This window comes from Sphingomonas zeicaulis, from assembly GCF_050433225.1.
Taxonomy (GTDB): domain Bacteria; phylum Pseudomonadota; class Alphaproteobacteria; order Sphingomonadales; family Sphingomonadaceae; genus Sphingomonas_D; species Sphingomonas_D zeicaulis.
Window position 1 is genome coordinate 339,783 of record NZ_JBNPXQ010000007.1, and the last position, 24,518, is coordinate 364,300.

23 protein-coding genes and 1 tRNA gene are annotated in these 24,518 nt (G+C 67.1%); 9 read left to right on the forward strand and 15 right to left on the reverse strand.

Features of this window, described 5'->3' with window-relative positions; translation table 11 throughout:
- Nucleotides 1-28 precede the first annotated feature (28 nt).
- On the forward strand, nt 29-1,237 hold the full coding sequence (locus tag FHS96_RS21860) for a DUF445 domain-containing protein (RefSeq protein WP_429596812.1): 1,209 nt from the start codon (nt 29-31) through the stop codon (nt 1,235-1,237).
- A 40-nt stretch (nt 1,238-1,277) separates the two neighbouring features.
- On the opposite strand, the gene FHS96_RS21865 is transcribed toward FHS96_RS21860, so the two are convergent.
- Nucleotides 1,278-1,583 (reverse strand): hypothetical protein, encoded by a 306-nt coding sequence (locus FHS96_RS21865; protein ID WP_429596815.1) that lies wholly within the window; start codon nt 1,581-1,583, stop codon nt 1,278-1,280.
- A gap of 148 nt (nt 1,584-1,731) precedes the next feature.
- On the opposite strand from FHS96_RS21865, the gene FHS96_RS21870 reads away from it, so the two are divergent.
- On the forward strand, nt 1,732-2,307 hold the full coding sequence (locus tag FHS96_RS21870; protein ID WP_429596818.1) for a glycine zipper 2TM domain-containing protein: 576 nt from the start codon (nt 1,732-1,734) through the stop codon (nt 2,305-2,307).
- A 61-nt stretch (nt 2,308-2,368) separates the two neighbouring features.
- On the opposite strand, the gene FHS96_RS21875 is transcribed toward FHS96_RS21870, so the two are convergent.
- From FHS96_RS21875 to FHS96_RS21885, 3 genes are read right to left on the reverse strand one after another with little or no spacing between them, the layout of a single operon-like run.
- The gene (locus FHS96_RS21875) at nt 2,369-2,857 is read right to left on the reverse strand and encodes an ExbD/TolR family protein (RefSeq protein WP_429596821.1); all 489 of its coding nucleotides are present in this window, start codon (nt 2,855-2,857) and stop codon (nt 2,369-2,371) included.
- An 18-nt stretch (nt 2,858-2,875) separates the two neighbouring features.
- Complete coding sequence (locus tag FHS96_RS21880; protein WP_429596824.1) at nt 2,876-3,562, reverse strand: RlmE family RNA methyltransferase; 687 nt, start codon at nt 3,560-3,562, stop codon at nt 2,876-2,878.
- Entirely contained in the window at nt 3,559-4,629 is a 1,071-nt protein-coding gene (locus tag FHS96_RS21885) for a Ppx/GppA phosphatase family protein (protein ID WP_429596827.1), read from the reverse strand. Before FHS96_RS21885 ends, FHS96_RS21880 begins: the two co-directional genes overlap by 4 nt.
- A gap of 315 nt (nt 4,630-4,944) precedes the next feature.
- On the opposite strand from FHS96_RS21885, the gene FHS96_RS21890 reads away from it, so the two are divergent.
- Nucleotides 4,945-5,187 (forward strand): hypothetical protein, encoded by a 243-nt coding sequence (locus FHS96_RS21890; protein WP_429596830.1) that lies wholly within the window; start codon nt 4,945-4,947, stop codon nt 5,185-5,187.
- A gap of 257 nt (nt 5,188-5,444) precedes the next feature.
- Here FHS96_RS21890 and FHS96_RS21895 read toward each other — a convergent pair.
- Nucleotides 5,445-5,518: transfer RNA gene (locus tag FHS96_RS21895), tRNA-Gln, on the reverse strand.
- Nucleotides 5,519-5,758: 240 nt separating this feature from the next.
- On the opposite strand from FHS96_RS21895, the gene ilvD reads away from it, so the two are divergent.
- The gene (gene ilvD, locus FHS96_RS21900; RefSeq protein ID WP_429596833.1) at nt 5,759-7,606 is read left to right on the forward strand and encodes a dihydroxy-acid dehydratase; all 1,848 of its coding nucleotides are present in this window, start codon (nt 5,759-5,761) and stop codon (nt 7,604-7,606) included.
- Here the strand turns inward: ilvD and FHS96_RS21905 are convergent.
- Nucleotides 7,590-8,507, reverse strand: coding sequence for an AraC family transcriptional regulator (locus tag FHS96_RS21905; RefSeq protein ID WP_429596836.1), 918 nt, complete (start codon nt 8,505-8,507; stop codon nt 7,590-7,592). The genes ilvD and FHS96_RS21905 overlap by 17 nt on opposite strands.
- Nucleotides 8,508-8,602: 95 nt before the next feature.
- Between FHS96_RS21905 and FHS96_RS21910 the strand changes: the two genes are divergently transcribed.
- The 4 genes from FHS96_RS21910 to FHS96_RS21925 all read left to right on the forward strand — a co-directional run bounded on the left by FHS96_RS21910 (nt 8,603) and on the right by FHS96_RS21925 (nt 13,845).
- Nucleotides 8,603-9,562 carry an oxidoreductase gene (locus FHS96_RS21910; protein WP_429596839.1) on the forward strand — a complete coding sequence of 320 codons (960 nt, stop codon included), beginning with the start codon at nt 8,603-8,605 and terminating at the stop codon, nt 9,560-9,562.
- A 300-nt stretch (nt 9,563-9,862) separates the two neighbouring features.
- Nucleotides 9,863-10,399 (forward strand): RNA polymerase sigma factor, encoded by a 537-nt coding sequence (locus FHS96_RS21915; protein WP_429596842.1) that lies wholly within the window; start codon nt 9,863-9,865, stop codon nt 10,397-10,399.
- Between the two features lie 36 nt (nt 10,400-10,435).
- Nucleotides 10,436-11,392 (forward strand): FecR family protein, encoded by a 957-nt coding sequence (locus FHS96_RS21920; protein WP_429596845.1) that lies wholly within the window; start codon nt 10,436-10,438, stop codon nt 11,390-11,392.
- Nucleotides 11,389-13,845: a TonB-dependent receptor gene (locus FHS96_RS21925; RefSeq protein WP_429596848.1), complete on the forward strand. Its 2,457-nt coding sequence runs from the start codon at nt 11,389-11,391 to the stop codon at nt 13,843-13,845. Before FHS96_RS21920 ends, FHS96_RS21925 begins: the two co-directional genes overlap by 4 nt.
- 47 nt (nt 13,846-13,892) lie before the next feature.
- Here the strand turns inward: FHS96_RS21925 and FHS96_RS21930 are convergent, their stop codons facing one another.
- From FHS96_RS21930 to sciP, 4 genes are all read right to left on the reverse strand, one after another.
- The gene (locus FHS96_RS21930) at nt 13,893-15,218 is read right to left on the reverse strand and encodes a cystathionine gamma-synthase family protein (protein WP_429596851.1); all 1,326 of its coding nucleotides are present in this window, start codon (nt 15,216-15,218) and stop codon (nt 13,893-13,895) included.
- A 73-nt stretch (nt 15,219-15,291) separates the two neighbouring features.
- Entirely contained in the window at nt 15,292-16,059 is a 768-nt protein-coding gene (pgeF, locus tag FHS96_RS21935) for a peptidoglycan editing factor PgeF (RefSeq protein ID WP_429596854.1), read from the reverse strand.
- Nucleotides 16,060-16,165: 106 nt separating this feature from the next.
- The gene (locus FHS96_RS21940) at nt 16,166-16,423 is read right to left on the reverse strand and encodes a GlsB/YeaQ/YmgE family stress response membrane protein (RefSeq protein WP_429596857.1); all 258 of its coding nucleotides are present in this window, start codon (nt 16,421-16,423) and stop codon (nt 16,166-16,168) included.
- A 132-nt stretch (nt 16,424-16,555) separates the two neighbouring features.
- A complete protein-coding gene (gene sciP / locus FHS96_RS21945) occupies nt 16,556-16,855 on the reverse strand; it encodes a CtrA inhibitor SciP (protein ID WP_429596860.1) in 300 nt (99 codons plus the stop codon).
- 159 nt (nt 16,856-17,014) lie between these two features.
- Between sciP and mnmA the strand changes: the two genes are divergently transcribed.
- Nucleotides 17,015-18,127, forward strand: a complete 1,113-nt coding sequence (mnmA, locus tag FHS96_RS21950) for a tRNA 2-thiouridine(34) synthase MnmA (RefSeq protein ID WP_429596863.1) — start codon at nt 17,015-17,017, stop codon at nt 18,125-18,127.
- 18 nt (nt 18,128-18,145) lie between these two features.
- On the opposite strand, the gene trmB is transcribed toward mnmA, so the two are convergent.
- The 5 genes from trmB to FHS96_RS21975 form a co-directional block, all read right to left on the reverse strand.
- A complete protein-coding gene (gene trmB, locus FHS96_RS21955) occupies nt 18,146-18,832 on the reverse strand; it encodes a tRNA (guanine(46)-N(7))-methyltransferase TrmB (RefSeq protein ID WP_429596865.1) in 687 nt (228 codons plus the stop codon).
- Nucleotides 18,833-18,907: 75 nt separating this feature from the next.
- Nucleotides 18,908-19,969, reverse strand: a complete 1,062-nt coding sequence (locus FHS96_RS21960; RefSeq protein ID WP_429596868.1) for a hypothetical protein — start codon at nt 19,967-19,969, stop codon at nt 18,908-18,910.
- A gap of 117 nt (nt 19,970-20,086) precedes the next feature.
- Nucleotides 20,087-21,646, reverse strand: a complete 1,560-nt coding sequence (locus FHS96_RS21965) for a hypothetical protein (protein ID WP_429596871.1) — start codon at nt 21,644-21,646, stop codon at nt 20,087-20,089.
- A 240-nt stretch (nt 21,647-21,886) separates the two neighbouring features.
- Nucleotides 21,887-22,732, reverse strand: a complete 846-nt coding sequence (locus FHS96_RS21970) for a hypothetical protein (RefSeq protein WP_429596874.1) — start codon at nt 22,730-22,732, stop codon at nt 21,887-21,889.
- A gap of 108 nt (nt 22,733-22,840) precedes the next feature.
- Nucleotides 22,841-24,145, reverse strand: coding sequence for a VWA domain-containing protein (locus FHS96_RS21975; RefSeq protein WP_429596876.1), 1,305 nt, complete (start codon nt 24,143-24,145; stop codon nt 22,841-22,843).
- Nucleotides 24,146-24,518 lie beyond the last annotated feature (373 nt).

Below are 24,518 nucleotides of genomic sequence, written 5' to 3' on the forward strand. Positions count from 1 at the left end.
CGGTCTCGCCCAGAACGGGGCGACGCGGATGCGCATGGTGGCAACCGGATTGCTGGTGGTGATGGCGGCGGTCTACGTCGCCGCGCGCAGCCTCGAGGCCGGCCACCCCGCCTGGGGCTTCGTCCGCGCCTTTGCGGAAGCGGCGATGGTCGGCGGGCTTGCCGACTGGTTCGCGGTGACCGCGCTGTTCCGTCACCCGCTGGGCCTGCCGATCCCCCACACCGCAATCATTCCGCGGAACAAGGACCGTATCGGCGACACGCTGGCCCTGTTCCTCAAGGATAATTTCCTCACCCCATCTGTGGTCGCGCGCCGGATGGTGAAGCTGGATATCGCCGCCGCCGCCGGCCGCTTCCTCGCCAATCCCGATGTCGGTGGCGAGGGCCGGCTGCGCCGCGGCGCTTCTCGCCTGGCTGCCGACATCCTCGAGGCGCTCGATCAGGCGCGGCTGGGCGGGATGGTGCGATCGATGCTGGCGCAACGGCTGAGTGCATTCGACGCAGCGCCGGTGCTGGGCCAGGCGCTGGCCGCCGCGATCGCCGACGACCGCCACGTGCCGCTGCTCGACGGCTTCATCCGCTGGGCCTCACGCGCGCTCGACGCCAATGAGCATCTGATTCGGGCGATGGTACACGACCGTGCCGGCTCGATCATGCGCTGGACCGGGCTCGACGAAAAATTGTCGAATGCGATCGTCGACGGGCTGCAACGGCTGTTGACGGAAATGAGCGAGCAGAGCGGCCATCCGCTGCGCATCCGCGCCGAGGACGCGCTGGCCGACCTTGCCCATGACCTGCAGCGTGATCCGGCACTCAGGGAGCGCGTCGCCGCGATCAAGGAGGAGATGATCGCCAATCCGGCAATGCAACGCTGGATCGACGGATTGTGGGAACAGGCGCGCCAGGCGATGCTCAGGGCCGCGCGTGATCCCGATGCGGCGCTGGCAGGCAAGCTCGGTGAGGCGCTAGCCCAGCTGGGCACGACCCTGCAGCAGGACGCCGACCTCGGCCGCACGATCAATCGCTTCGCCCGCCGCGCCGCGGTGGGCGCGACCGCCAGCTATGGCGACGGCATCGTCCGGCTCGTGTCGGACACGGTGCGCGGCTGGGATGCGCAGACGATCACCAACCGACTCGAAAACGCGGTCGGGCGCGATCTGCAATATATCCGGGTGAACGGCACGTTGGTCGGCGGACTGGTGGGGCTGACGCTGCACGCGATCGGGTTGTTGGTGTGAAAACAAGCCCCTCCCCTGGAGGGGAGGGGGTTTGCTTCACTCAATCCTCATCCTCGTCATCCGTCTCGCCGAGGATATCTTCCTCGTCATCATGCTGCGGTTCGCCGGCATAGGCATCATTGTCGATGCGGCCACTGCGGACCATCTCATTCATCTTGTCGACCAGATCGGGCGTGTCGTCGGGAATTACGGCGCCGGGATTGGGCCGGCCGCCATGTTCGCTCTCTTCCGAAAGGTCGGTATCGACGTAGCGCGCATCGTCGGCGACGTCCTGCGCCTGGCCTTCATCTGCCTGTTCGCTGTTGGTTTCCGGCGCGTCTTCGTCAAAATCTTCAGGGCCTGCCATGGTCAGTTCCTTCTTGCTGCCGAGCACCAACAAGCAGGATCGACGGCCGTTCCCCTTACAATGGCTGAACGTGCCGTAGTTTCAGGTTCATGCAACCTGTCGCAAAGTGTCGCCGTTGTTCCAGTCATGCGTGCGAAGGAGTATGGTCATGCGCAAGACATTCATCGCTGCGTTAATTGCGGTGATGGCGGTGCCGGCAACGCCTGCACTCGCCGACCCTCCAGCGAGGGGTTATTATCAACAGACCCGTGACCGCCACTGGCGGGGTGACCGCGGCGACCGCCGCGATTGGCGACGCGATCGCCGGGACTTCCGACGCGATTATCGCCGCGACAACCGGCGTGATTATCGCAACTACCGTCGCGGCTATCGCGATGGCTGGCGCAATGATCGCTGGCGTGATCGGCGCTGGCGCGACCGGGGTTATTACGGGCGCGGCTATTATAACCGCGGCTATTATGGCCGGGGCTATTATGGCGGCGGCTACAACCGCGGCTATTACGGTGCGAGCTATGGCGGACGCTACTGGCGCGGACGTGACGGACGCTATTATTGCCGCCGCTCCAATGGCACCACCGGCCTGATCGCCGGCGCCGCGCTGGGCGCGCTGCTGGGTCGCAGCGTCGATGGCGGCTATGACCGTTCGGGCGGTACGATTGCCGGCGCCGGTCTCGGCGCTCTGATCGGTCGCGAGATCGATCGCGGAAACCTGCGCTGCGGTTAATACTTAGGTGGCGGCCGGCGCGTGTCGCCGGTCGCCACGTATTGCTGCGATCGTCTCGGGATCAATCGATCGCGTGCGCGAAGCGCTCGTTTCCGATGAAGCCCAGCCGGTCGATGCCGGCCTTGTCGACTACCGACAATGTCTGGTCGAAGCGCAGATAAGGCGTGTCGCCATCGGTTTTGATCATCAGCTTGGGCGCTGTCGGACCGGCTTTCATCGCCGCGAGCTTCGCGGGCAATGCCTGAGGCGTGATCGCCTGACCGTCCCACTGCAAGGCCCCCGCCGCGTCGAGCTGCAGCATATGGGTGGGTGCGTCGTCCGCCTTGCCTGACCCCTGCGGCAGGTTCATCGGAACCTCATGCGTCGCGCGCGGCATGATGATGATGAACATCACCAGCAGCACCAGCATCACGTCGATCAAGGGTGTTGTGTTGATCCCGCCGAGCGGGGCGAACGGGTCAGAAGCCATGGTGCGGGCACGCATATCGTCTCTCCCACCTGTTGTGGAATGAGATAACATCACGAATTGCGGCGGACGGCAATGGCCCATGTGCACAGCGCCATCCCGCTATTCTTCCGTCGTCTGCGGTTCAGGCCGCCCCTTGAATCCCTGCGCAATGACATACCATTCAGAGCTGTCCTTGCGGCTTGCCGGGGGCTTGGCGTGCTTGACTGTGGTAAAGTCACGCTTGAGCTGCGCGAGCAGCGCATGATCGGTGCCGCCCGCAAACACCTTGGCGACGAAGGCGCCGCCGGGCGCCAAGATCTCGGCGCAGAATTCCGCCGCGGCCTCGACGAGCGCCATCGTGCGCAGATGATCCGTCTGGGGGTGGCCGACGGTATTCGCCGCCATGTCCGACAGCACCAGATCGGCCGGGCCGCCGAGCGCTTCGGAGAGCAGCGCCGGCGCATTGTCTGCCATGAAGTCGAGCTGCATGATCTCCACGCCCTCGATCGGATCGGTCGGCAGCAGATCGATGCCGACCACCCGCGCCTTGGGGATGCGCTTGCGCACCACCTGCGACCAGCCCCCCGGCGCGATACCGAGATCGAGCACGCGATGCGCGCCGCGCAGCAGGTTGAAGCGCTCGTCGAGCTCGATCAGCTTGTAGGCCGCGCGGCTGCGATACCCTTCCGCCTTGGCCTTGCGCACATAGGGGTCGTTGAGTTGGCGTTCGAGCCAGCGCGTCGATTGCGCCGTGCGGCCCCGCGCGGTGCGGACGCGCTGACGCCCCATCCCTCCGCCTCTGCTCATGCCGCGTTACCGTCGTTCGCCATCAGTGACCTTAATATGCCTTCTCTTATGCCGCGATCTGCGACGCCTAGACGGTGCGCCGGCCAGATCGCGAGAATCTCATCGAGGATCGCGCACCCGGCGACCACCAGATCGGCACGCTCCTGCCCGATGCAGGGCAAGGTTGCACGTTCCTTCGCACCCATGCCGGCCAGCCGCCCGCTGATCGCGCGCATCGCCTCTGCCGGCACGATCAGCCCGTCGACCGCGGCGCGATCATAGCTGGAAAGGCCGAGATGGAGACTGGCGAGTGTCGTCACCGTGCCGCTGGTGCCGAGCAGGCGCCCGGGATTGCGGCCCTCCTCATACTGCGGCAGCCGCGGCGCGAAGCGGGAGAAACTCTTGCGGACGCGCTCGCGCATGCGCTCATAGGCGGCCAGCCGGTCCTCGCGCGCATCCGAGGAGCAGGGTTCACTCTCGGTGAGCGAAACCACGCCCCACGGCGCGCTGAACCAATCGAGCACGGTCGGCACCGGCGTGCGCGGATCGATCAGCACGAGCTCGGTCGAGCCGCCGCCGATGTCGAACACCAGCGCATGGCCTTCGCCGGGCTCCAGAAGCGCGTGGCAGCCGAGCACCGCCAGCCGCGCCTCTTCCTCGGCGCTGATCACGCCCAGCGCGATGCCGGTTTCCCGTCGCACCCGTTCGACGAACTCCTGGCCATTCTTTGCCTGCCGGCACGCCTCGGTCGCGACCGAGCGGGCGAGATGGACATGCCGCCGCCTGAGCTTGTCCGCACAGATCGAAAGCGCCGCGACCGCGCGATCCATCGCCGCGTCGGACAGGCGGCCGGTCGCCGCCAGCCCCTCACCCAGCCGAACGATTCGCGAAAAGGCATCGACCACGACGAACCCGTCCTTCGCCGGGCGCGCGATCAACAGCCTGCAATTGTTGGTGCCGAGATCGAGCGCGGCGTAGGTTCGCCGCCCCATCGAAACCGGAGCTGCCGTCGGCACCGCCGACGACCTTACCGCTGCCGCCGGCCCGCTGCCGGCAAAACGCGGCGCGGGAGCCCAGGGCTTGACCATGCCGTGCATCACTTCTGCTCTCCGACGGGACAGATCCCGCCGGTACTTGGTTGCAAGCGTATCCTGTGGGAGCGGGGGGAGCAAGGTGGGGCGGCCGGCGGCTGCCCCACGGCGGCGGCTGGCTGTCGATTGCCGATGTGCGGATGCGCCGACGTGAAGGTCCGCGGCATCGACGAGACGCGACGTCGCTGAGGATGGAGCTTCTTTGCCGATCGCGGGTTTCCCTAGGCCGATGGCAGCAGCAGCCGGCGTTCGGCACGCGAGAGCCTTTCCCGCAGGTGCGATTGCCCGCTTGCGAATCGAAGGAGACGAACAATGGCCAATCTACTCGGCGCCCTCATCGGAGCGGCAATCGACCGGCAGGATGGTGACAGCGGCATCAAGGGAGCGATCGCCGGCAGCGTGGCGGAGAGCGTGATCCGCGGCCTCGTGCCGATCGTCGCCACCTTCGCGCTCGGTTGGGCGGTTCAATACGGCGCCCGCAAGGCCTGGCAGGCCATGGCCGGCGAAGATCCTGTCGATCCCGATACCGGGAACATGCGCTCACGCCCTTACTGAGCCGCCGGGATACGTCTTTCCGCTGCGGATGCGCGCGCCGTACGGTACTCGTGGCGCGACGCCCCTGCGCGTTGTGAAGATCGCAAGCACTTCTCACGACAATGCGATATCGGGGTTGTGCCGGAGAGCGCCTGATGCCCGGCACTTTCGCGTGCGCTAAATCGTCGCTGGCTGGAACGCGCAGGTCGGGCTTTTCCGCTGGACCGAAGTTGCGCGCAACACGGCTGGGGCGATCTCGGTCATCAGCGCTGAAGCGATGGATGCCCCGCGAGGATTCGAACCTCGATTGACGGAGTCAGAGTCCGTAGTCTTACCATTAGACGACAGGGCAGTGTCGAAGGCGGGCCGAATAGGCAGAACCGCAGCCAGTGTCAACGCTGCATCGGGCGGCAGCATGATTTGGCAGCCTGAGCTTTGCGGAACCCAAGAGATGCTTGGGTCTGCGCCGCTTGCAGTCGCATCCGGCGGGGTCCAAAAGGCGCCGATTCCGTGTGCGGGCGTCCGCACGCGGCGTCGTGTGATTCGAAACATGTGATTCGGCCGCAGGCCCAGCCGCTCGAGGAAGTCCGTCATGCCCGCCTACCGTTCCCGCACCACCACCCACGGCCGCAACATGGCGGGTGCCCGCGGGCTCTGGCGCGCGACAGGGATGAAGGATGAGGATTTCGGCAAGCCGATCATCGCCGTCGCCAACAGCTTCACCCAGTTCGTGCCCGGCCACGTTCATCTGAAGGATCTGGGCCAGCTCGTCGCGCGCGAGATCGAAGCGGCGGGCGGCGTCGCCAAGGAGTTCAACACGATCGCCGTCGATGACGGTATCGCGATGGGCCATGGCGGCATGCTCTATTCGCTGCCGAGCCGCGAACTAATCGCCGACAGCGTCGAGTATATGGTCAATGCGCATTGCGCGGACGCGATCGTCTGCATCTCCAACTGCGACAAGATCACGCCAGGCATGCTGATGGCGGCGATGCGGATCAACATCCCCGTCGTATTCGTGTCGGGCGGCCCGATGGAGGCCGGCAAGGTCGTGGTGAAGGGCGAGAAGCGCGCGCTCGATCTGGTCGATGCGATGGTCGTCGCCGCCGACGACAGCTATACCGACGAGGAAGTGAAGGCGGTGGAGCGCGCCGCCTGCCCCACCTGCGGCTCCTGCTCGGGCATGTTCACCGCCAATTCGATGAATTGCCTCACCGAGGCGCTGGGCCTGTCGCTGCCCGGTAACGGTTCGGTGCTCGCCACCCATGCCGATCGCGAGAAGCTGTTCCGCGAGGCCGGGCATCTGATCGTCGATCTCGCCAAGCGGTGGTACGAGCAGGATGACGTCACCGCGCTGCCGCGCACGATCGCCAGCTTCGGCGCGTTCGAGAATGCGATGAGCCTCGATATCGCGATGGGCGGCTCGACCAACACCGTGCTCCACCTGCTCGCCGCGGCGATCGAGGGCGGCGTCGAGTTCACGATGGCGGATATCGACCGGCTTTCCCGCCGCGTACCCTGCCTGTGCAAGGTGGCGCCCGCAAAGTCCGACGTCCATATGGAAGATGTTCACCGCGCCGGCGGGATCATGGCGATCCTCGGCGAACTGGAGCGCGGCGGGCTGATCGACGCCACGCTGCCGACCGTCCACGCACCGACCATGGCGGACGCGCTGGCGCGCTGGGACATCGGCCGCACCAACAGCACCGAAGTGCGCGATTTCTATCGCGCGGCGCCCGGCGGCGTGCCGACGCAGACGGCGTTCAGCCAGTCCGAACGCTGGGTCGATCTGGATACCGACCGCGAGAAGGGCGTGATCCGCTCCGCCGAACATCCCTTCTCCAAGGACGGCGGCCTCGCCGTGCTGTTCGGCAACCTCGCGCCCGAGGGCTGCATCGTAAAGACCGCCGGTGTCGACGAATCGATCCTCATCTTCAACGGCCGTGCGCGCGTCTATGAGAGCCAGGACGCGGCGGTCGCCGGCATCCTCGGCAACCAGGTGGAGGCCGGCGACGTCGTCGTCATCCGCTATGAGGGGCCGAAGGGCGGGCCGGGCATGCAGGAAATGCTGTACCCCACCAGCTATCTGAAATCGAAGGGGCTCGGCAAGGCGTGCGCGCTGATCACCGATGGCCGCTTCTCCGGCGGCACTTCGGGCCTGTCGATCGGCCATGTCTCGCCGGAAGCGGCGGAAGGCGGGCTGATCGCGCTGGTCGAGACCGGCGATCCGATCGTGATCGACATCCCGGCGCGGGTCATCAAGCTCGACCTCGACGATGCGGTGCTCGCCGAGCGCCGCGCGGCGATGGAAGCGCGCGGCACCAAGGCGTGGAAGCCGTTCGGCCGCAAGCGTGAGGTGTCCGCGGCGCTGCGTGCCTATGCCGCGCTCACCACCAACGCCGCCCGCGGCGCGGTGCGCGACGTCAGCCAGCTCGACTGAGCTTGAGCGAAGCGCGGGGTGACACGCCCATCTCGCGCTTGAACGCCGCACCGAACGCGCTCTCTGAGGCATAGCCGAGCATGTGGCCGATATCGGCCACGGTGCGGCCGCCGTTGCGCAGCGCGCGATCCGCGAGATGCATCCGCCAGCGCGCCAGATAGGCGAGCGGGGTCATTCCGGTGACCGAGCGGAAACGCACGGCGAAGGCGGTGCGCGACATGCCGACCGCGCGCGCCAGTTCGTCAAGCCGCCAGCCATGCGCGGGTTCGCGGTGCATCAGATCGAGCGCGGGCGCGAGCCGCCGGTCGGCAAGCGCGCGCAGCCAACCGCTCACCGCCGCGCCGCCCGCCTCCAGATGCGCGCGGATGATGTGGATGACGATGAGTTGGGCGAACTGCGTTGCCGCCAGCGAGGCGCCGGGGCGGCCGCGGGCAAGCTCGGCATCGAGCCGCGCGACCAGCCAGCGCACCACCTCCGCATCGCCGCGTTCGGCCGGCACATGGACGAGCGGCGGCAACACATCCAGCAGCAGGTCTCCCCGCGCGCGATCGAGCAGCACCCGGCCGCCGAGCATCAGCACGTCGGGCGTGTCGCCATGGCGGCCGATGCCGTCGGGAGAATCCTGGAAGATCAGCGCGGCGTCGACCGGCTCGATGGCGGGATCGCTCGCCAGCACATAGGGGCTGAAGCCGTTGAGCAGCAGCACGTCTCCCGGCGCCAGCCGCAGCGCTTCGGTCTCCGCCGACCGGATCCAGGCATGGCCCTCGACGACGACCACGAACTTCAGCCCTTCCGGCGCGGGGCAACTGAACGCCCAGTCGCCGCCGGCCTGGAGGCCGTTGGTGACGAGGCTGTGCGCTTCGAGCAGGACGAGGATGTCGGACAGCGGGTCACTCTGCATTTCTGAACTATCGCGCTATAATCATGGCCGATCAAGCATGTGTCGTTCGCAGACGCGCTTCTATCTCCGCCTCATCGGTGATCAGGAGATTGAAGATGCAGACCCCACAGCAGCCCATCGGATCGGGTTTCGGCCCCGCCACCACCGCCGAGAAGGTGATCGCGGGCCATGACCTCAGCGGCAAGGTGGCGATCGTCACCGGCGGCGGATCGGGGCTGGGCCTCGAGACGGTGCGGCGCCTTGCCGGCGCCGGCGCGCAGGTCGTGGTGCCGGCGCGGACGATGGTGAAGGCGCGCGACGCGCTGGCGGGCGTCGCCGGCGTGGAGATCGCGCCGCTCGAACTCGGCGACCGCGCCTCGATCGAGGCGTTCGCCGCGGCGTTTCTTGCCTCGGGCCGGCCGCTCCACATGCTGATCAACAGCGCCGGCATCATGGCGGTGCCGCTGGCGCGCGATGCCGATGGCCATGAGATGCAGTTCGTTGCCAACCATCTCGGCCATTTCCGCCTTGCCCGCGCGCTGTGGCCGGCTTTGGTGCGCGCGGAGGGCGCGCGCATCGTGTCGGTTTCCTCCCGCGGCCATTTCTATGGCGGCATCGACTTCGACGATGTCGACTTCACCGCGCGCGACTATGATCCGGTGGCGGCCTATGCCCAGTCCAAGTCCGCCAACGCGCTGTTCGCGATCGGCGTCGACGATCGCGGCCGGGCGGAGGGTATCCGCGGCTTCTCGGTCCACCCCGGATCGATCATAACGCCGCTGTCGAGCCATCTGCCGATCAAGGTCATCCGCCGCTATGGCGCGGTGGACGATGAGGGCCGGCCGGTGATCGACCCCGAGAACGACAAGAAGACGATCGCGCAGGGCGCCGCGACGCAAGTGTGGTGCGCGGTTTCGCCGCAGCTCGACGAAATGGGCGGCGTCTATTGCGAGGATTGTGATGTCGCGGCGGCGACGTCGGCCGAGTCGGATGTGCATCGCGGCGTGAAGCCATGGGCGGCGGATCCGGCTTTGGCAGACCGGCTGTGGGCATTGAGCGAGGCGTGGTCCAGTTAAGATGACGGGGATGCCAGCGATGCCCCCCAAACATAGCCAGCACCTGCCTGTCGGGCGCACTTATGCCCGGCCTGACGCGACCGGGGTCTAACCGAAACGCAACATTGCTTGCGCAGCGCGATCGATAGGCGCCCTTTTGGGCGGCTAGGCGACGGCTTCCGGATCGGCTAAAGGGGCCGCCGCTTCGCAACGAGCAGGCCTCGCCCGCGGTCTCAGCCCCCGCCCGGCGCCGCCTCGACCCCCTTGGCAGGATCGCGTAACGGCAGTCATGGTCTCCGCTCATTTCCTATCGGTGCCGGCATGAGCGGGGGTGGGTTGCAGGCCGTGTTCATGGCGCAGCGGCCGGCGCTGCTGCGCTTTCTGCGTGCGCGGGGCGCGGGCGACGACGCCGAGGATCTGCTGCAGGATCTGTGGCTGAAGCTGGAAGGCGCGCCGCCCGCGGTGCCCGTCGCCGAGCCGCTCGCATATCTCTATCGCGCCGCCGACAATCTGATGCTCGATCGCCGCCGGTCCGCGGTGCGCCGGATCGCGCGCGAGGATGCGTGGGGCGAGGCGGCGGACGGGGCCGAGCCCGGCGTGTCCGACGCGCCGTCGGCCGAACGCGTGCTGACCGGGCGGGACGAATTGCGCCGCGTGCAGGCCGCGCTCGATGCGCTGGGTGAGCGCACCTCCGCGATCTTCCGGCGCCACCGCGTCGACGGCATCGGCCAGCGCGACATCGCAACCGAATCGGGGATCAGCCTCAGCGCGGTGGAGAAGCATCTGCAGAAAGCGTATCGCGCGCTCGCCGCGCTGAAGGCGGACTCGGAAAATCCGGAGCAACGGGATGCGGGTTGAGCGCGGCGGCGGCGTCTCGCCATCAAGGTTATGGCGATGAACATCAGCGAACAGCGCATCAGCGACGAAGCGGCCCTCTGGGCCGTGCGCACGCGCGACTCCGATTTCGCCGACTGGGACGGCTTCATCGCGTGGCTGGAAGCGGATCGCGCGCACAACATCGCCTATGAGCGGGCCCTGCTCGCGGCCGAGGATGCGGCGGCGTTGCTCGAAACCGTGCCCGCGCCGGTTCCCCCCCCTGCCCCATTGCCCGAGCCCGCCAATGACGAGCCGGCGCGCTTCGGGCGGCGGCGGCTGCTGGGCGGCATGGTCGCGGCGTCTCTGCTGGCGGTCACCACTTACGCGGTGCTGCAGCCCGGCGGCGGCGCGTTGGAAACGGTGCGCACCGAACCCGGCCAGCGCCGCACGATCGAACTCGCCGATGGCAGCCGTATCGCGATCAACGGCGGCACCACGCTCGTCACCGATCGGGATCGCCCGCGTTTCGCGCGGCTCGAAACCGGCGAGGCCGCATTCTTCGTCGTCCACAACGCGCGCGACCCGTTCGTCGTCGAAGCGGGTGGCGCGACGCTGCAGGATGCCGGCACCGCATTCAACGTGCGCCGGAACGACGCGCGCACGGAGGTGGCGGTGTCCGAGGGTCTCGTGATCTACAATCCCGCCGCAGAGGCGGTGCGCCTGCCGCCGGGCAAGCAATTGCGCGTCGCCGATGGCCGGGCGCCGGTGGTGGGCGATGTCGCGGTCGACGCCGTCGCCGGCTGGCGCGGCGGACGGCTCGTCTATGATGGCGCCAGCATGACCGAGGTCGCCGCCGACCTCCAGCGCAATACCGGGCTGCGCGTTTCCGCAGCACCCGCCGTGGCCGAACGCCCCTTCACCGGCGTGATCACGCTGGAAGGCGGCAATGACCGGCTGTTCACGAGGCTTGGGCCGCTGCTGGGGGTCGATGTGCAGCGCAACGATCAAGGGTGGACGCTGACGAACAAGCCGTGAAACCCCTCTCGCTCGTCCTTGCCACCGCCGTCGCGCTGACCGGCGCGACCGCGGCGCATGCGTCCTCCGGCCGGCGGCCGGTGGATCTCCCCGCGGGCCGGCTGGCCGACGCGGCGATCGCGCTTGGCCAGCAGACCGGCATCAGCATCGGCATCGCCGACCCCGTGATCGCCAACCGCCGCGTGCGCGCGGTGAAGGGGCGGATGGCCCCTGCGGAAGCGCTGCAGCGGATGCTGGAGGGCACCACGGCGGCGGCGGTGCCGATCGACGGCACGAGCTGGCGGATCATCCGGCGCATGCAGCCGCTCGCGCCCCCCGCCCCGGCCCCGCTGCGCACGGCCGCCGAGGAGGAGGTCGCGCTGCCGACCGCGCCGATCGCCGATCTCGTCGTCACCGCCAGCAAGCGCAACATTTCGGTTCCCGCCTTTCCCGGCACCGCAACGGTGGTGGCGGGCAGTGTGTTCGAGGCGAACGGCGCTGCCGGCGGCAGCGATGCGCTCGCCGCGCAGGTGCCGACCGTCACCTCCACGCATATCGGCCCAGGGCGCAACAAGCTGTTCATCCGCGGCATCGCCGATTCTAGCTTCACCGGGCCGACGCAGGCGACCTCGGGGCAATATTTCGGCGACACCCGGCTCAACTACAACGCGCCCGACCCCGACCTTCGGCTCTACGACGTCAGCAGCGTCGAAGTACTGGAAGGGCCGCAGGGCACGCTCTACGGTGCCGGATCGCTGGGCGGCATCATTCGCATCGTCGGCAACGCGCCACAGCTCGAACTGTTCGAGGGCTCGGCCTCGGCGGGCGTTTCCGCCACCGCACATGGCGCTGAAAGCATCGATGGATCGGCGATGCTCAACATTCCGCTGGTCTATGACCAGCTCGGCGCGCGCCTCGTCGGCTACGCCGCGAGCGACGGCGGCTATATCGACGACCTCCAGCGCGGCGCAGACAATGTGAACCGCACGCGCACCTATGGCGCGCGCGGCGCGCTGCGGGCGCAGATCGGCGACGAATGGACGATCGACCTCAGCGGCATCTGGCAGCGCATCGATGGCAAAGACAGCCAATATGCCACGCGCGGGGGCGCATCGCTCAGCCGGCGCAGCGGCATCGCGCAGCCGTTCAGCAATGATTTCCTGCTGGGCGACGTCACGATCGCGCGCGAATGGGACCTGCTGCGCTTCACCCTGACCGGCGGCATCGTCAGCCACCGCATCGACGAAACCTATGACGCAACCCTGCCGATGCGCGGCTCCCTTGTCACCTGGCCGACGCGCTTCCCGCTCGACAGCCTGCCGCTGCCGGTGGGCACGGCAGAGGATGGCATCGCGCGCGCGTTCGACCAGAGCAACCGCACCCGTTTGCTCACTGCCGAGACGCGGCTCAGCCGTGCAATGGACGGCGGCTATGGCTGGCTGATCGGCGCCAGCGTGATCCGCAACCGCGCGCGCATCACCCGCCAGTTCGGCGACCTCGGCGATCTGTCGCCACGCACCGGCGTGCGCAACCTCGCCACCGAACTGACCGCGTTCGGCGAAGTCTCGGTCGAGCCGGTGACGGGCGTGACGTTGACCGGCGGTGCGCGTTTCAACCATGTCCGCCTCGCCGGCGAGGGCCTCGACCTGCAGGAAGCCTCGATCGAGAAGCTGATGGCGGCGCACATGGCGAGCACCGAGCGCAACGTTTCCAGCTTCTTGCCCTCGGTCTCGGTCTCGGTACGGCCGATGACGGACATCATCCTCTACGCGCGCTATCAGGAAGGCTTCCGCCCCGGCGGCCTTGCGATCCGCGACGATTATATCGAGCGCTACCGCAATGATGAGGTGGCGACGATGGAAACGGGTGTCCGCTACGGCGCCCCCGGTCTCACCAGCGTCCACGCCAGCCTGGCCTTCGCCTACACCCGTTGGAGGAACATCCAGGCCGACCTGATCGACAATCAGGGGCTGCCCGCTACCGTCAACATCGGCGACGGCCGCATCTACAGCATCGACGCGCGGATCGGCTGGCGCCTGACGACCGGGCTGCAGATCGACGGGGCATTGTTCTTCAACGACAGTCTAGTCACCGAACCGACGCTCGGCCTGCTCTCGTCCACATCGGGGTCACTGCCCAACGTCGCGCGCTTCGGCGCGCGTGGTGCCGCCGAGTACCGGGCGGCGCTCAGCGACAATCTCGATCTCAAGCTCTCGGGCTCGGTGCGTTATGTCGGCAAGTCTCGGCTGGGCGTCGGCCCGCTGCTCGACATCGCGCAGGGCAACTATGTCGACACGCAACTGTTCGGCCGGCTCGGCTGGGAGCGGTTCGGCCTCTCGCTGACCGTCAGCAACCTGTTCGATGCCGTCGGCAACCGCTTTTCGCTGGGCAGCCCCTTCACCTACACCCGCGAAGAACAGATCACCCCGCTGCGCCCACGCACGGTGCGGCTGGGCGTGGACATGCGGTTCTGACCCGGTGCCCTCCCCGTCTCTGGGCGTCGGGGAGGGCATGGGGCGCTTTACGCGCGCTCAAGCGCCTGCGCGAAGTCGGCAATCAGGTCGTCGGCATCCTCGACGCCGATCGAGATCCTCACGAGATTGTCGGTGATGCCCAGCGCGCGCTTGCGGGCGTCGGGTACGGAGAGGTGCGTCATCGCCGCAGGATGGCTGGCCAAGGTCTCGGTGCCGCCGAGGCTCACCGCCAGCTTGGCAATGCGTAGCGCATCGAGAAACGCGAAGCTCTCTTTCTCGCCCCCCTTCAGGAACAGCGAGAAGGTTGAGCCGGCGCCGCTGCAGTGGCGGCGATAGATGTCCGCCTGCCGTTCCTGCCCGGGCTCGTCCTGAAGGAAACCAAGATAGCCGACGCGTTCGACCTTGGGATGATCGCGCAGGAAAGCGCAGACCTTGGCGGCGTTCTCGCCCGCGCGCGTCATCCGCAATTCGAGCGTCTCCAGGCTACGCAGCAGCATCCAGGCGGTGTTGGGATCGGTGATCGTGCCGATCGTGTTGCGCATCGCGCGGATCGTATCGATCAGGCTCTTGCGACCGAGCACGCCGCCCGCGACGAGATCGCTGTGGCCGCCGGCATATTTGGTCAGCGAATAGACGACGAGATCGGCGCCATGCGCCAACGGCTTGTGCCACAACGGCCCGAGGAAGGTGTTGTCGATCGCGATCGGCGGCTGCTCCGCGGCATCGCCGAACACCGCCTTGCGCGCCGCGACGACCGCCTCGACATCGACCAGCGCGTTCGTGGGGTTCGCCGGGCTTTCGAGATAGATCAGCGCAACGCGGCCCGACGCGGCCTTGCCGAGCACCGCTTCGATCTCCTCCTGTGTCGCACCGGCAGGGAAATCGAGCCAGTGGATACCGAAGCGCCCGAGCACGCGCGCGATCAGCGTCTCGGTCGCGGCATAGAGCGGCCCCGAATGGACGATCGTGTCGCCCGGCCGTACCATCGACAGGAACAGGGTGGCAATCGCGGACATGCCGGACGAGAAGGTCAGCGCGTCCTCGGCATCCTCCCACACGCCCAGCCGATCCTCCAGGATCTCCTGGTTGGGACCGTTGAAGCGCGAATAGACCAGCCCCTCGGCACCGCCCGGCCGCTTGCCGGTGACCCCTTCGAAATGGCGCTTGCCCGCGGCGGCGTTGGGAAAGACGAAGGTGGAGGTCAGGAAGATCGGCGGCTTCAGCGATCCTTCGGACAGCATCGGATCATAGCCATGCCCCATCATCAGCGTCGCGGGCTTTAACGCGCGCCCGCCAATATCGTCGACCGGCGGCTTGGGGTTCTTGCGCGGCGTCACACCGGTCAGGTCGGCTTCGTTCGGCTTGTCGGTCATCAGGGTCCTCTCCAGGACTGAGCAATATTATTAGCCTAGCCTGTAACCCATGGTGATGACACCCATGCGCCGCTCAGTTCGGCAGGCCGATCAAGCTGATCTGCCGACCATAATCGGCCTCGCCGCGCAAGGTCGCACGGCGAAAGCTGTAGAAGCGCGCCTCGTCGCGGCAGGTGTCGAGCCCCAGCATCTCGACATGGCCGATGCCAGCGGCAGCGAGCCGCGCCGCGACATAAGCCTCGATGTCGAACCAGGCGTGGTCCGGCCGGCCGGCATTGAAGAAGCGCTCATTCTCGGGATCGGCCTCGGCGAAGCGCGCGACGAACGCGTCGCTCACTTCATAGGATGTGCGACCGATGCAGGGGCCGGTGGCGGCCGCGATCCGGTCGCGACTCGCACCGATCGCGACCATCGCCGCGATCGTCGCATCGGTGACGCCGCCGATCGCGCCGCGCCAACCGGCATGCGCCGCGCCCACCACGCCTGCGGCGAAGTCCGCCAGCAGTACAGGCACGCAATCCGCGGTGAGAATGCCGAGCAGGACGCCAGGTGTCGCAGTGACGAGCGCATCGGCCCGCGGCCGCTGATCGTCGGCGATCCCGCCGGTGACGGTGACGACGTCGGCGGAATGGATCTGATAGGCGCTGGCGAGCGCCGCGCCGGGCAGCACCGCCGCCACCGCCCGGCGGCGATTCTCGGTGACGGCGGCGGGATCGTCAGCGCTGCCGATGCCGACGTTCAGCCCGGCCACGGCGCCGGTGGAAACCCCGCCCTGCCGACCGAGAAAGCCATGAGGAACATCGCCGAGCGCGGCGGCGCGGATGGGATCGATCGCAGTCATGCCGCTGCCTAGAGTGATTCGGCGCTGCGGGAAACAACCGCGCGCATAACGAAAAAGGGCCGCCCCATTGGCGCGGCCCTTTCGCTGCCGTTCGACGGATGCTGCGTTAACGCAGCGAACCGCGACGGAACAGATTGACGATGCCGAGCAAGACGACCGCGCCCACGAGCGAGACGAGGATCGACGTCAGCGAGAAGTTATAAGCGTTGATCGTGCCACCACTGAAGATCAGGCCCCCAATAAAGGCGCCGACGATGCCGACCACGATGTTGAGGAAAATGCCCTGCTGTGCGTCGGTGCGCATGATGAGGCTCGCAAGCCAACCGATCACACCGCCAATCACGAGCCAAAGAATGAGATTCATTGTCTAGCCTCCTGAACGGCCGCCCGCGTGGCGGCGTACGATAACTAGACTCTTGAAGCGCAAACAGGTTCCAGCATTCCACGCCTGCCCTCTTGACCGATCGACGAAAACATGAATGCCGATTGGTTCCGATCAATATTTCTGCTGGCGCTCATAAAGCGATTTATAATGCTGGATGCGGGTGACCCTGAGGCCGGGCATGCCCGACCGATCGACCGCGCGCTGCCAGCCGGCGAACTCCTCGATCGTCAGCCCGTAGCGATCACAGGCTTCATCCACCGACAGCAGCCCGCCGGCCACCGCCGCCACCACTTCCGCCTTGCGGCGCACGACCCAGCGCTTGGTGCCGGGCGGCGGCAGCGACTCCAGCGTCAGCGGTTCACCCAGCGGTCCCACGATCTGCGCCGGGCGCACAATGGGGTTCTCGTTCATCAACGTCCTCGAACGGCGGTCGGCAGCGGCCGCCAGCGTGCCCGGTCGCGTGGCCGGTGCTTGAAAACGCGATAGAAGCATCAGGTAAACACGACGTTTACTTGAGTGCGAGACCGGCACTAGCCGCAGAGGGGTCATCGGGGGTAAAGGGCGACGATCATGACCCCCGAATTTCAGCTTGCCCAGCCGCTCAACGCGCGGCGCATCGTCGTTGCCATGTCCGGCGGCGTCGACAGCTCGGTGGTGGCGGCGCTCGCCGCGCGATCGGGCGCCGAGACGATCGGCATCACTCTGCAGCTTTACGATCATGGCGCCGCGATCAAGCGCGCCGGCAGTTGCTGCGCCGGGCAGGACATCCGCGACGCCCGCGCCGTCGCCGATACGCTGGGCATCGCCCATTATGTGTTCGACCATGAAAGCGCATTCCGCGAGTCGGTGATCGATGATTTCGCCGATGAGTATATGGCCGGGCGCACGCCGATTCCTTGCGTTCGCTGCAATATGGGCGTGAAGTTCACCGATCTGTTCCGGCTGGCGCGCGATCTCGGGGCCGATTGCCTCGCCACCGGCCATTATGTCCGGCGCGTCGAAGGTGCCGCCGGGCCCGAACTGCACCGCGCGCTCGATCCGGCGCGCGACCAGAGCTATTTTCTGTTCGCGACCACCACCGAACAGCTCGATTATCTGCGCTTTCCGCTGGGCGGCATGCCCAAGCCCGAGGTGCGCCGCATCGCCGCCGAGATTGGTCTCGGCGTTGCCGCCAAACCCGACAGCCAGGATATCTGCTTCGTGCCCGACGGCGATTATGCCTCGATCGTCCGCAAGGTGCGCCCCGATGCCGAGACCGCGGGCGAGATCGTCGATCTGGGGGGCCGCGTGCTCGGCACGCATCGCGGCTTCATCCATTTCACCGTCGGCCAGCGCCGCGGGCTGGAGATCGGCGGCCTCGCCGAGCCGCTCTATGTCGTGCGGCTCGAGCCGGAGACGCGCCGGGTGGTGGTGGGGCCGCGCCGCGCACTCGCCGTCGCCGCCGCGCGCATCTCGGGCTTCAACTGGATCGGCGGACCACATGACGGCCCCGTCACCGCCAAGGTGCGCTCGCTCGCCAAGCCGGTGCCCGCGCGGCTCGACGGCGATCGCGTGCTCTTCGACCAGCCGGAATATGGCGTGTCGCCCGGGCAGGCCGCGGTGCTCTATGGCGGCGAACGCGTGCTGGGCGGCGGCTGGATCGAGGAAACCGAGGCGGCGATGCCCGAGTCGCTGGTCGCCTGACGCCCGGCCCGCGCCGGATCAGCCCCCGGCGCGCCGATAGCGGAAGTACCAGACCTCGCGGCCCTCGCGCCGCGCCTTTGCTTCATAGCGCGTCTGCGGCCAGCCGCCGGGGCGGACGAGGAAGTCGGCGGACTTTTCCGCCAGCCATTCGAAATCGCGGCGCTGGTTCATCACCATCATCGACCAGCGGCAATAGGTGGGGTCGTCGGTGCCCAAGCGGAACTCGCCCCCCGGTTGCAGCTTGGCGGCGATCAGGTCGAGCGGGCCGTGGTTCATCATCCGGCGCTTGGCATGGCGCGCCTTGGGCCAGGGATCGGGGTGCAGCAGATAGACGAAGCGCAGCGACGCATCGGGCAGCCGTTCCAGCACCTCCAGCGCGTCGCCCATATGCAGCCGCACATTGGGCAGATGCTTGTCGCGGATGTGCAGCAGCGCGCCGACGACGCCGTTGAGGAAGGGCTCGCAACCGATGAAGCCATGGTCGGGCAGCAGGTCCGCGCGATAGGCGAGATGCTCGCCGGCGCCGAAGCCGATCTCGAAATGAAGCGGGCGATCATCGCCGAACAGCAGCGGCGCGTTCAGTGCGCCTTCTTCGGGCACGCTCAGCGCCGGGAGCAATTCCTCCACCAGCCGCGCCTGCCCGTCGCGCAGCTTGTGGCCCTTGGCGCGGCCATAGAGCCGGCGGATCGTCGTTGGATCGTTCATGGCGGGGCGCTTTAGGCCGAGATTGCGCGCGACGAAAGCGCCGACGAGCGCGCCGGGCGCCCATCCGACCCCGGCCTATTTCTTCTCCAGCGCATCCGTGTTGATCTGGACGCTGCTGTTCTTGCCCCAGGTCGTCACGCTGGAGATCGGCCGCGTCCTGTTCACATGGTCGATGACCTGCGTCGGCGCGGGTAAGCGGTCCATCAACTGATAGTTGAGCGTCCGCGACAGATGCTGGAACTTGATCGACCAGCCCGCCGGACTGTCCTTGGCCAGAATCTGCTGCAATGGATCGGTCGCGACCATGATGCCGCGCCCCGCATCGGACGGGGCAAGCATATAGGCATCCTTCGCGCCGTCCGGACGATAGACGATCCCCTTGGGTTCCACGCCGTCGTCCCGGCACCAGACGACCGGCTTCCGCGCCGACGCCGCCTTACCGTTCTCCGCCATGGGGATCGCGAAGACGCTACCGATTAGCGCCGACTCCGCCGTGTTCGGAAGCGGCACGGCGGTGCCATCGAACCTGAGCGAATCGGGGCAGACCGCGACTGGTGTGACGGCGGGCTCGGGCCGAACCGTCTTCGGCCATCTGAGGCCGGTGACCAGTTCGCGAATTCGCGCATCAAGCGCATCGGCATCGAGGCTGGCGGAAGAATAGCGGATCTTCACGAACCAGCCATCGAGCGGCATCAGCGCGATACCGGTGCTGCGGAACGGTGAATCGGTGACGGTGTAGGTCGCGATCAATCCCGCCGCAGCCGATTGGTGCGGTGGCACGAACGGCAATGGCCGCGGCGAACGTTGCAGCGCCCCATAGACCTTCGGCCGGTTCTCGATCGACCAGATCGCCCGATCGAACCAGACCGGCAGCGCCCGGCTGACGTCGCGATAGATATAGATGGTGATCGCTTCGCTCTGCGTTTCATAGGCAGCCGAAACATCGAGTTCCCCGGCTTCCAGCATCGATGCCCGTGAGCGCTGCATGCCATAGAGTTCGGGTGGGAATTGCAGCTTCGTATGCTTGTGCGTGAAGGCCTTGCCCGGCTTCACCGCCAATGGCTGCGATTGCTGTGCCTGCGCCGCCACCGGCAGCAGCCCACACGCCGCCAGGCCGATCAGCAGATGTCGAACCATCCTCTCCATAGGATCCCCCATTGCCCGGTTACAATGTCACACGGCCGATCGCCGCGCACAAGCGGCCCGGACCGGCGCATCCGTCTGGAAAACATCCATTTTGGCAGGCGCCCCGCTTTACCGCCGCGAGATGATGCGGCGGGCGCGCGGGTCGACGGGCTTGGGGCGCGGCTCGGGGGCACCATCGGGACGGATCCGGTCGCGGGTCACGGTCCAGTTCATGCCGTTGCGCGTCGTGTGGACGTGCAATTCGTCGCCCAGCGCGATCGCCGCATAGACGTGGAACTCGTTGGGAAGGGAATTATGCTCGTCGGTGTCGAACGTCAGCGTCGGCACATCGCCCTGCAGAGGGCGTTTTCGCGCATCGATCAGGTCGCAGCCCGGGAAGCTCTCGACCTGGCCGGCGCGGCCATCCACGGTCGAGACCGGCACCCGATAGTGACCGCCCATCGGCACCATGTCCCGCTCGGGTCGCGGGCTGAGGAAATAGACCAGCATCGGCTCGTCATCCCGCTCCGGCGGCAGCACCACCGTGTTGGGCGGCCCCGGCGAACAATATTTGCGGCCATGCGCCCGAAGCGCAGCCGCCGCAGTGTAGCGCGCCTCGAGCATGCGGCGGCGGGTCGGCGTCATGCCGATGGCGCTGCCCTCGCGATAGACGCGCGAGCGGACCAGCACCCCGCGCTCGATCCGCGCGCTGTAGACCGTGCGCGGATTGTGCCGGTCTTCATTGGCGAAGATCACGTCCATCGCTTCGACCGTGCCGTCGACGATCCAGCCCGCGGTCAGTTCTGCCGCGTCGGGCGCCTTCTTCAGGAAATCCGCCGTCGCCAGCGCAGCCGCCGCATCATAGGCGTGCAGCAACTGGCCACGCCAGACGCTGGCCGATGGCGCGGCGCGCACGGTCATCGGGGCGGACTGCGGCGGAGGCGAAGGTGCGGGCGGCGGCGCGCGACTTGCTGTCGGATCGAGCCGCTCGATCCTCTCCCCCTCGACCCACCAGGTCTTCTGGTTCTGCGTCGTCGAGACCGCGATCGGCAGCTTCATGCTCAACGACGCGTAGACATGGATTTCGGTCGGCGTCGGCGTAAGATCATGGGTCACCACCAGCGCCCTGGTCCGGTCGCCGCCGGTCTGCGCGATCGGCACCTCGGCGCAGGTGCGCGTGAATGCCTCCGGCGCGCTGGCGCTTCCGTCAGGCCATACACGCACCACATAATGTCCGCCCATCGGCATCGTCTTCATGTCCGTCCGGGGCACGAGGAAGTAGACGCTGGTGTAGAGCACGCCCCGGATCGGGATGATGTTATAGGGCTGGGATGAGCAGGCCGTAACCGGCGTCGCCGCGAACCGCCGGATCGCGGCATCCTTCGCGGCGATCATCCTGCGGTTTGCCGGACTGAGCACGCGATCGTCAGCGCGGCCGAGCACCCGGCCTGACAACAGTCGGCCGCCGCCGTCGAACTGCGCGACATACAGCGCCTTTGGCTCGCGCGGATCATTGTCGTAATAGATGAGCCGGGTATCCGACGAATCCGCATCGACGATCCACCCGCCCAGCCGATCCCGGGCGCTGCCGATCTTCGTCAGCATATCGTCGGTCGCCAGCCCAGCCCATCTGGTCGATGCGATGAAGACGAACGCCGGCATCGGCTGCGAGCGAGATGTCGATGCCATTCTCATTCGTTCGCGTCGCAGCGGGTGCAGCCGATCCCAGCGCGATCGTCACGGCGACGATCGCCGGGCTGAACCATCGCGCGATCCATGCTGCCGCAGCCTCCCGCGCCGACCCGCCAAGTTCGCGCCCTGCCCGCTCATCGTTGCACGGAACGCGCCTCATACGGGCCCAACAGCGGCTACGAACGGGCAAGACAAGACGAGGGAGGGGCATTCGCCGATCGCGCCCTTTCATCCCCATCATTCCGAAATCGTGTCGATCAAATCGACCTCCGCCCCCTCCACCAACCACACCCGCCGATTGGTCGTGGTCGTCACGCCGACCGCGACCTGCGCGGTGAGCGAGGAGTAGATGTGAATCTCGGTGGGTGTCGGGGTCAGGTCGTGCGAGGCGAGAATCACCTTGGTTTCCGTGCCTTTGACCGGCGTCAACGGCACCTCCGCACAGTCGATGGTGAACGACTGTACCGGACCGGGCTTTCCGTCCGTCGCCGACACCGGAACCATGAAATGCCCTCCCATCGGCATCGTCGCCATGTCGGTGCGCGGGATCAGGAAATAGACCGATATCGGCTCGCCCTCGTCGATTGGTGGAATCGCGACGATGTTGAACGGCTGGTGCGAGCAACGTGTCACCCCGCTCCCCTTGAGCTTTTCGAGTGCCACGTTCGTTGCCGCGATCAACTGCCTGCGCGCGGCGCTCAGCCGGCGATCCTCGCCCGTGCCGAGCACGCGGCCTTGCACCAACTCCCCTTCGCGGAAGCGCGCGACATAGAGCGCCTTGGGACCGGCCGCATCCTTGTCATAGAATACGACTTCAGGCGACAACGGGTCACCGTCGACCAGCCAGCCGCCGACATCGGACCGCGCGGGCCCGATCTTCGTCAGCATGTCATCCGTCGCCTTCCAGCTCGCCTGGTCATAGGCATAGAGGAACATGCCGCGATAGGCGGCCTCGTCAACCGCGCGCTGCTCGTCCGGCGGCGGCACCACGCTGCCTTTGGGCGGTGGCTGCGCCGGTGCCGCTCCGCAGGGCGGCATGGCGACGATCATAGCCGCTGCCGCCATCAACCAACGTCTCGCCATCGCCGCATCCCCCTTGCCGCGCAACCTGCCCGCGCGAAGGGTCGGCAGCAATGCGAATGTGGTCCGGATCGGAGCAGATTTCGCTCCGTTCTGAACCACTTCGGTGGATCAGCCCTTCAGCACGCCGGCTCTCGTCGCGGCCTCCAGCCAGCCGCCATATTCGGTCGACATCAGGTCGAAGAACTCGATGTCGCTGGGGCCGTCGGGATCCTCGACCGCAAAGAAATCGGCATTGTCGACCACGCGGTCCGGCATGTCGTCGAGATAGGCGAGGAAGTCGAAGCCGCGGGGCAGCGTGCGCCCACCCGATTTCGCGCCCGAGGGCATCGGACCGATCGCCATGAACTTCCAGAAGATCGCCTCGCCGGAGGCATCCTTGATCTGCTGTTCGGCGAGCTTGCGGTTCTCGGTGCCGCCATCGGTCACGAAGATCACATAGACCGGGGTGCGACCGAAATCGCCCTCGCGCGCCGCGGTCTCGCGCAGCATCTGCATTGCATTGCCATAATCGGTGGTGCCCCACACATCCTTTCGCTTCTGGATGTCCTTGGCGAAGCTCTGATAATTGCCGGCGTTGACGCTGCCGAACATCGTCGCGCGATGATCGAACAGGATCACGCCGATTTCGCCATCATCGTCGAGGTTGAGGCCGTAGGCGAGTGCACGCTGCGCCAGCCGATCGACCGCGCCGGACTTGAACAGCCCGCGCATCGAACCCGAGACGTCGAGAATCAGCCACACCTTGGCGGGCCGCGCGGCGCCCTTCTGCTTGGCGAGGCTGACGCCGGCCGCCTTGGCAAGGCTGACGAGCTTCTTGTCCTGCTTCTCCAGATTGACCAGCCGCTGTTCGACCTTGGCCTTGTGAAGATCGACCTTGGGCGACGCGGGAGGCGCAGCCGGTGAGGCAGGCGCTGCCGGGGGTTCGTCCGCCACGTCGATGCCAAACGAGCGCGCGAGCGGTCCAAGCCCGCCGGCAAAGCCCTGCCCCACGGCGCGCAGCTTCCACTGGCCTTGGCGCAGATAGAGATCGGCGACGATGATCGCCGCCTCCGCGGTGCCGGCCACGTCGTGGCGGAAGGAGGGACCGCCGCTGACCGCGAGGGTGATCGCGCCCAGGCTGCCTGCCGAACCGCCGTCCACGACCACGCAGATCGCAATCCGTTCGATCGCCGCGGGTAGCCGCGCCGGGTCTATGGCGAACCGTCCTGCCGCGGCATCGAGCCGCACACCGCCTTCCGGGCTCGCAGGCTGGTTGTAGAAGATCATGTCTGCGTCGCCGCGGACCTTGCCCGCGGCATCGAGCAGATAGGCCGATATATCGACGTCGAGCCGGGCCGGGCGCGTATCGAATGTCACGGCGATATCGAGCGTGCCGGACGGCACCGGCGCGTTGGCGCCCCGTGAAAGCTGCATCTGCTCTCCCCTCGCTTGGTCTGCCCGATGCTTAGGGGTGATCGACCGCCGCCGACAAGCACCGATCGCGCTGCCGCCGCACGGACGGCGGCGTGATGGCCAACATCCATCGCAACGAGGACATGCTGTGATGACTGCAGAGGACGAAATCTCCACAATCGGAAACCGCGTGGCCGCTGCGCCTCTGATGCTGGATGCCGCAGGGCATTTGGCGACAAACGAAAACGGCCGCCGATTGTGAGATCGGCGGCCGTTTCGAGCCTCTGGACGAGGCGAGGGGGTGAATGGGTTCTGGTGCACCGTTGTGATTGCGCTGGCTTCAAAGCCTGGCGACGACCTACTCTTCCATCGCTTAAGCGATAGTACCATCGGC

What these genes read in the sequence shown, in the direction of transcription:
- FHS96_RS21860 (WP_429596812.1), top strand. Translation starts at nt 29, where the DNA reads ATGCGCATGGTGGCAACCGGATTGCTGGTGGTGATGGCGGCGGTCTAC.
- FHS96_RS21865 (WP_429596815.1), bottom strand. Translation starts at nt 1,583, where the DNA reads ATGGCAGGCCCTGAAGATTTTGACGAAGACGCGCCGGAAACCAACAGC.
- FHS96_RS21870 (WP_429596818.1), top strand. Translation starts at nt 1,732, where the DNA reads ATGCGCAAGACATTCATCGCTGCGTTAATTGCGGTGATGGCGGTGCCG.
- FHS96_RS21875 (WP_429596821.1), bottom strand. Translation starts at nt 2,857, where the DNA reads ATGGGCCATTGCCGTCCGCCGCAATTCGTGATGTTATCTCATTCCACA.
- FHS96_RS21880 (WP_429596824.1), bottom strand. Translation starts at nt 3,562, where the DNA reads ATGAGCAGAGGCGGAGGGATGGGGCGTCAGCGCGTCCGCACCGCGCGG.
- FHS96_RS21885 (WP_429596827.1), bottom strand. Translation starts at nt 4,629, where the DNA reads ATGGTCAAGCCCTGGGCTCCCGCGCCGCGTTTTGCCGGCAGCGGGCCG.
- FHS96_RS21890 (WP_429596830.1), top strand. Translation starts at nt 4,945, where the DNA reads ATGGCCAATCTACTCGGCGCCCTCATCGGAGCGGCAATCGACCGGCAG.
- ilvD (WP_429596833.1), top strand. Translation starts at nt 5,759, where the DNA reads ATGCCCGCCTACCGTTCCCGCACCACCACCCACGGCCGCAACATGGCG.
- FHS96_RS21905 (WP_429596836.1), bottom strand. Translation starts at nt 8,507, where the DNA reads ATGCAGAGTGACCCGCTGTCCGACATCCTCGTCCTGCTCGAAGCGCAC.
- FHS96_RS21910 (WP_429596839.1), top strand. Translation starts at nt 8,603, where the DNA reads ATGCAGACCCCACAGCAGCCCATCGGATCGGGTTTCGGCCCCGCCACC.
- FHS96_RS21915 (WP_429596842.1), top strand. Translation starts at nt 9,863, where the DNA reads ATGAGCGGGGGTGGGTTGCAGGCCGTGTTCATGGCGCAGCGGCCGGCG.
- FHS96_RS21920 (WP_429596845.1), top strand. Translation starts at nt 10,436, where the DNA reads ATGAACATCAGCGAACAGCGCATCAGCGACGAAGCGGCCCTCTGGGCC.
- FHS96_RS21930 (WP_429596851.1), bottom strand. Translation starts at nt 15,218, where the DNA reads ATGACCGACAAGCCGAACGAAGCCGACCTGACCGGTGTGACGCCGCGC.
- pgeF (WP_429596854.1), bottom strand. Translation starts at nt 16,059, where the DNA reads ATGACTGCGATCGATCCCATCCGCGCCGCCGCGCTCGGCGATGTTCCT.
- FHS96_RS21940 (WP_429596857.1), bottom strand. Translation starts at nt 16,423, where the DNA reads ATGAATCTCATTCTTTGGCTCGTGATTGGCGGTGTGATCGGTTGGCTT.
- sciP (WP_429596860.1), bottom strand. Translation starts at nt 16,855, where the DNA reads ATGAACGAGAACCCCATTGTGCGCCCGGCGCAGATCGTGGGACCGCTG.
- mnmA (WP_429596863.1), top strand. Translation starts at nt 17,015, where the DNA reads ATGACCCCCGAATTTCAGCTTGCCCAGCCGCTCAACGCGCGGCGCATC.
- trmB (WP_429596865.1), bottom strand. Translation starts at nt 18,832, where the DNA reads ATGAACGATCCAACGACGATCCGCCGGCTCTATGGCCGCGCCAAGGGC.
- FHS96_RS21960 (WP_429596868.1), bottom strand. Translation starts at nt 19,969, where the DNA reads ATGGTTCGACATCTGCTGATCGGCCTGGCGGCGTGTGGGCTGCTGCCG.
- FHS96_RS21965 (WP_429596871.1), bottom strand. Translation starts at nt 21,646, where the DNA reads ATGGCATCGACATCTCGCTCGCAGCCGATGCCGGCGTTCGTCTTCATC.
- FHS96_RS21970 (WP_429596874.1), bottom strand. Translation starts at nt 22,732, where the DNA reads ATGGCGAGACGTTGGTTGATGGCGGCAGCGGCTATGATCGTCGCCATG.
- FHS96_RS21975 (WP_429596876.1), bottom strand. Translation starts at nt 24,145, where the DNA reads ATGCAGCTTTCACGGGGCGCCAACGCGCCGGTGCCGTCCGGCACGCTC.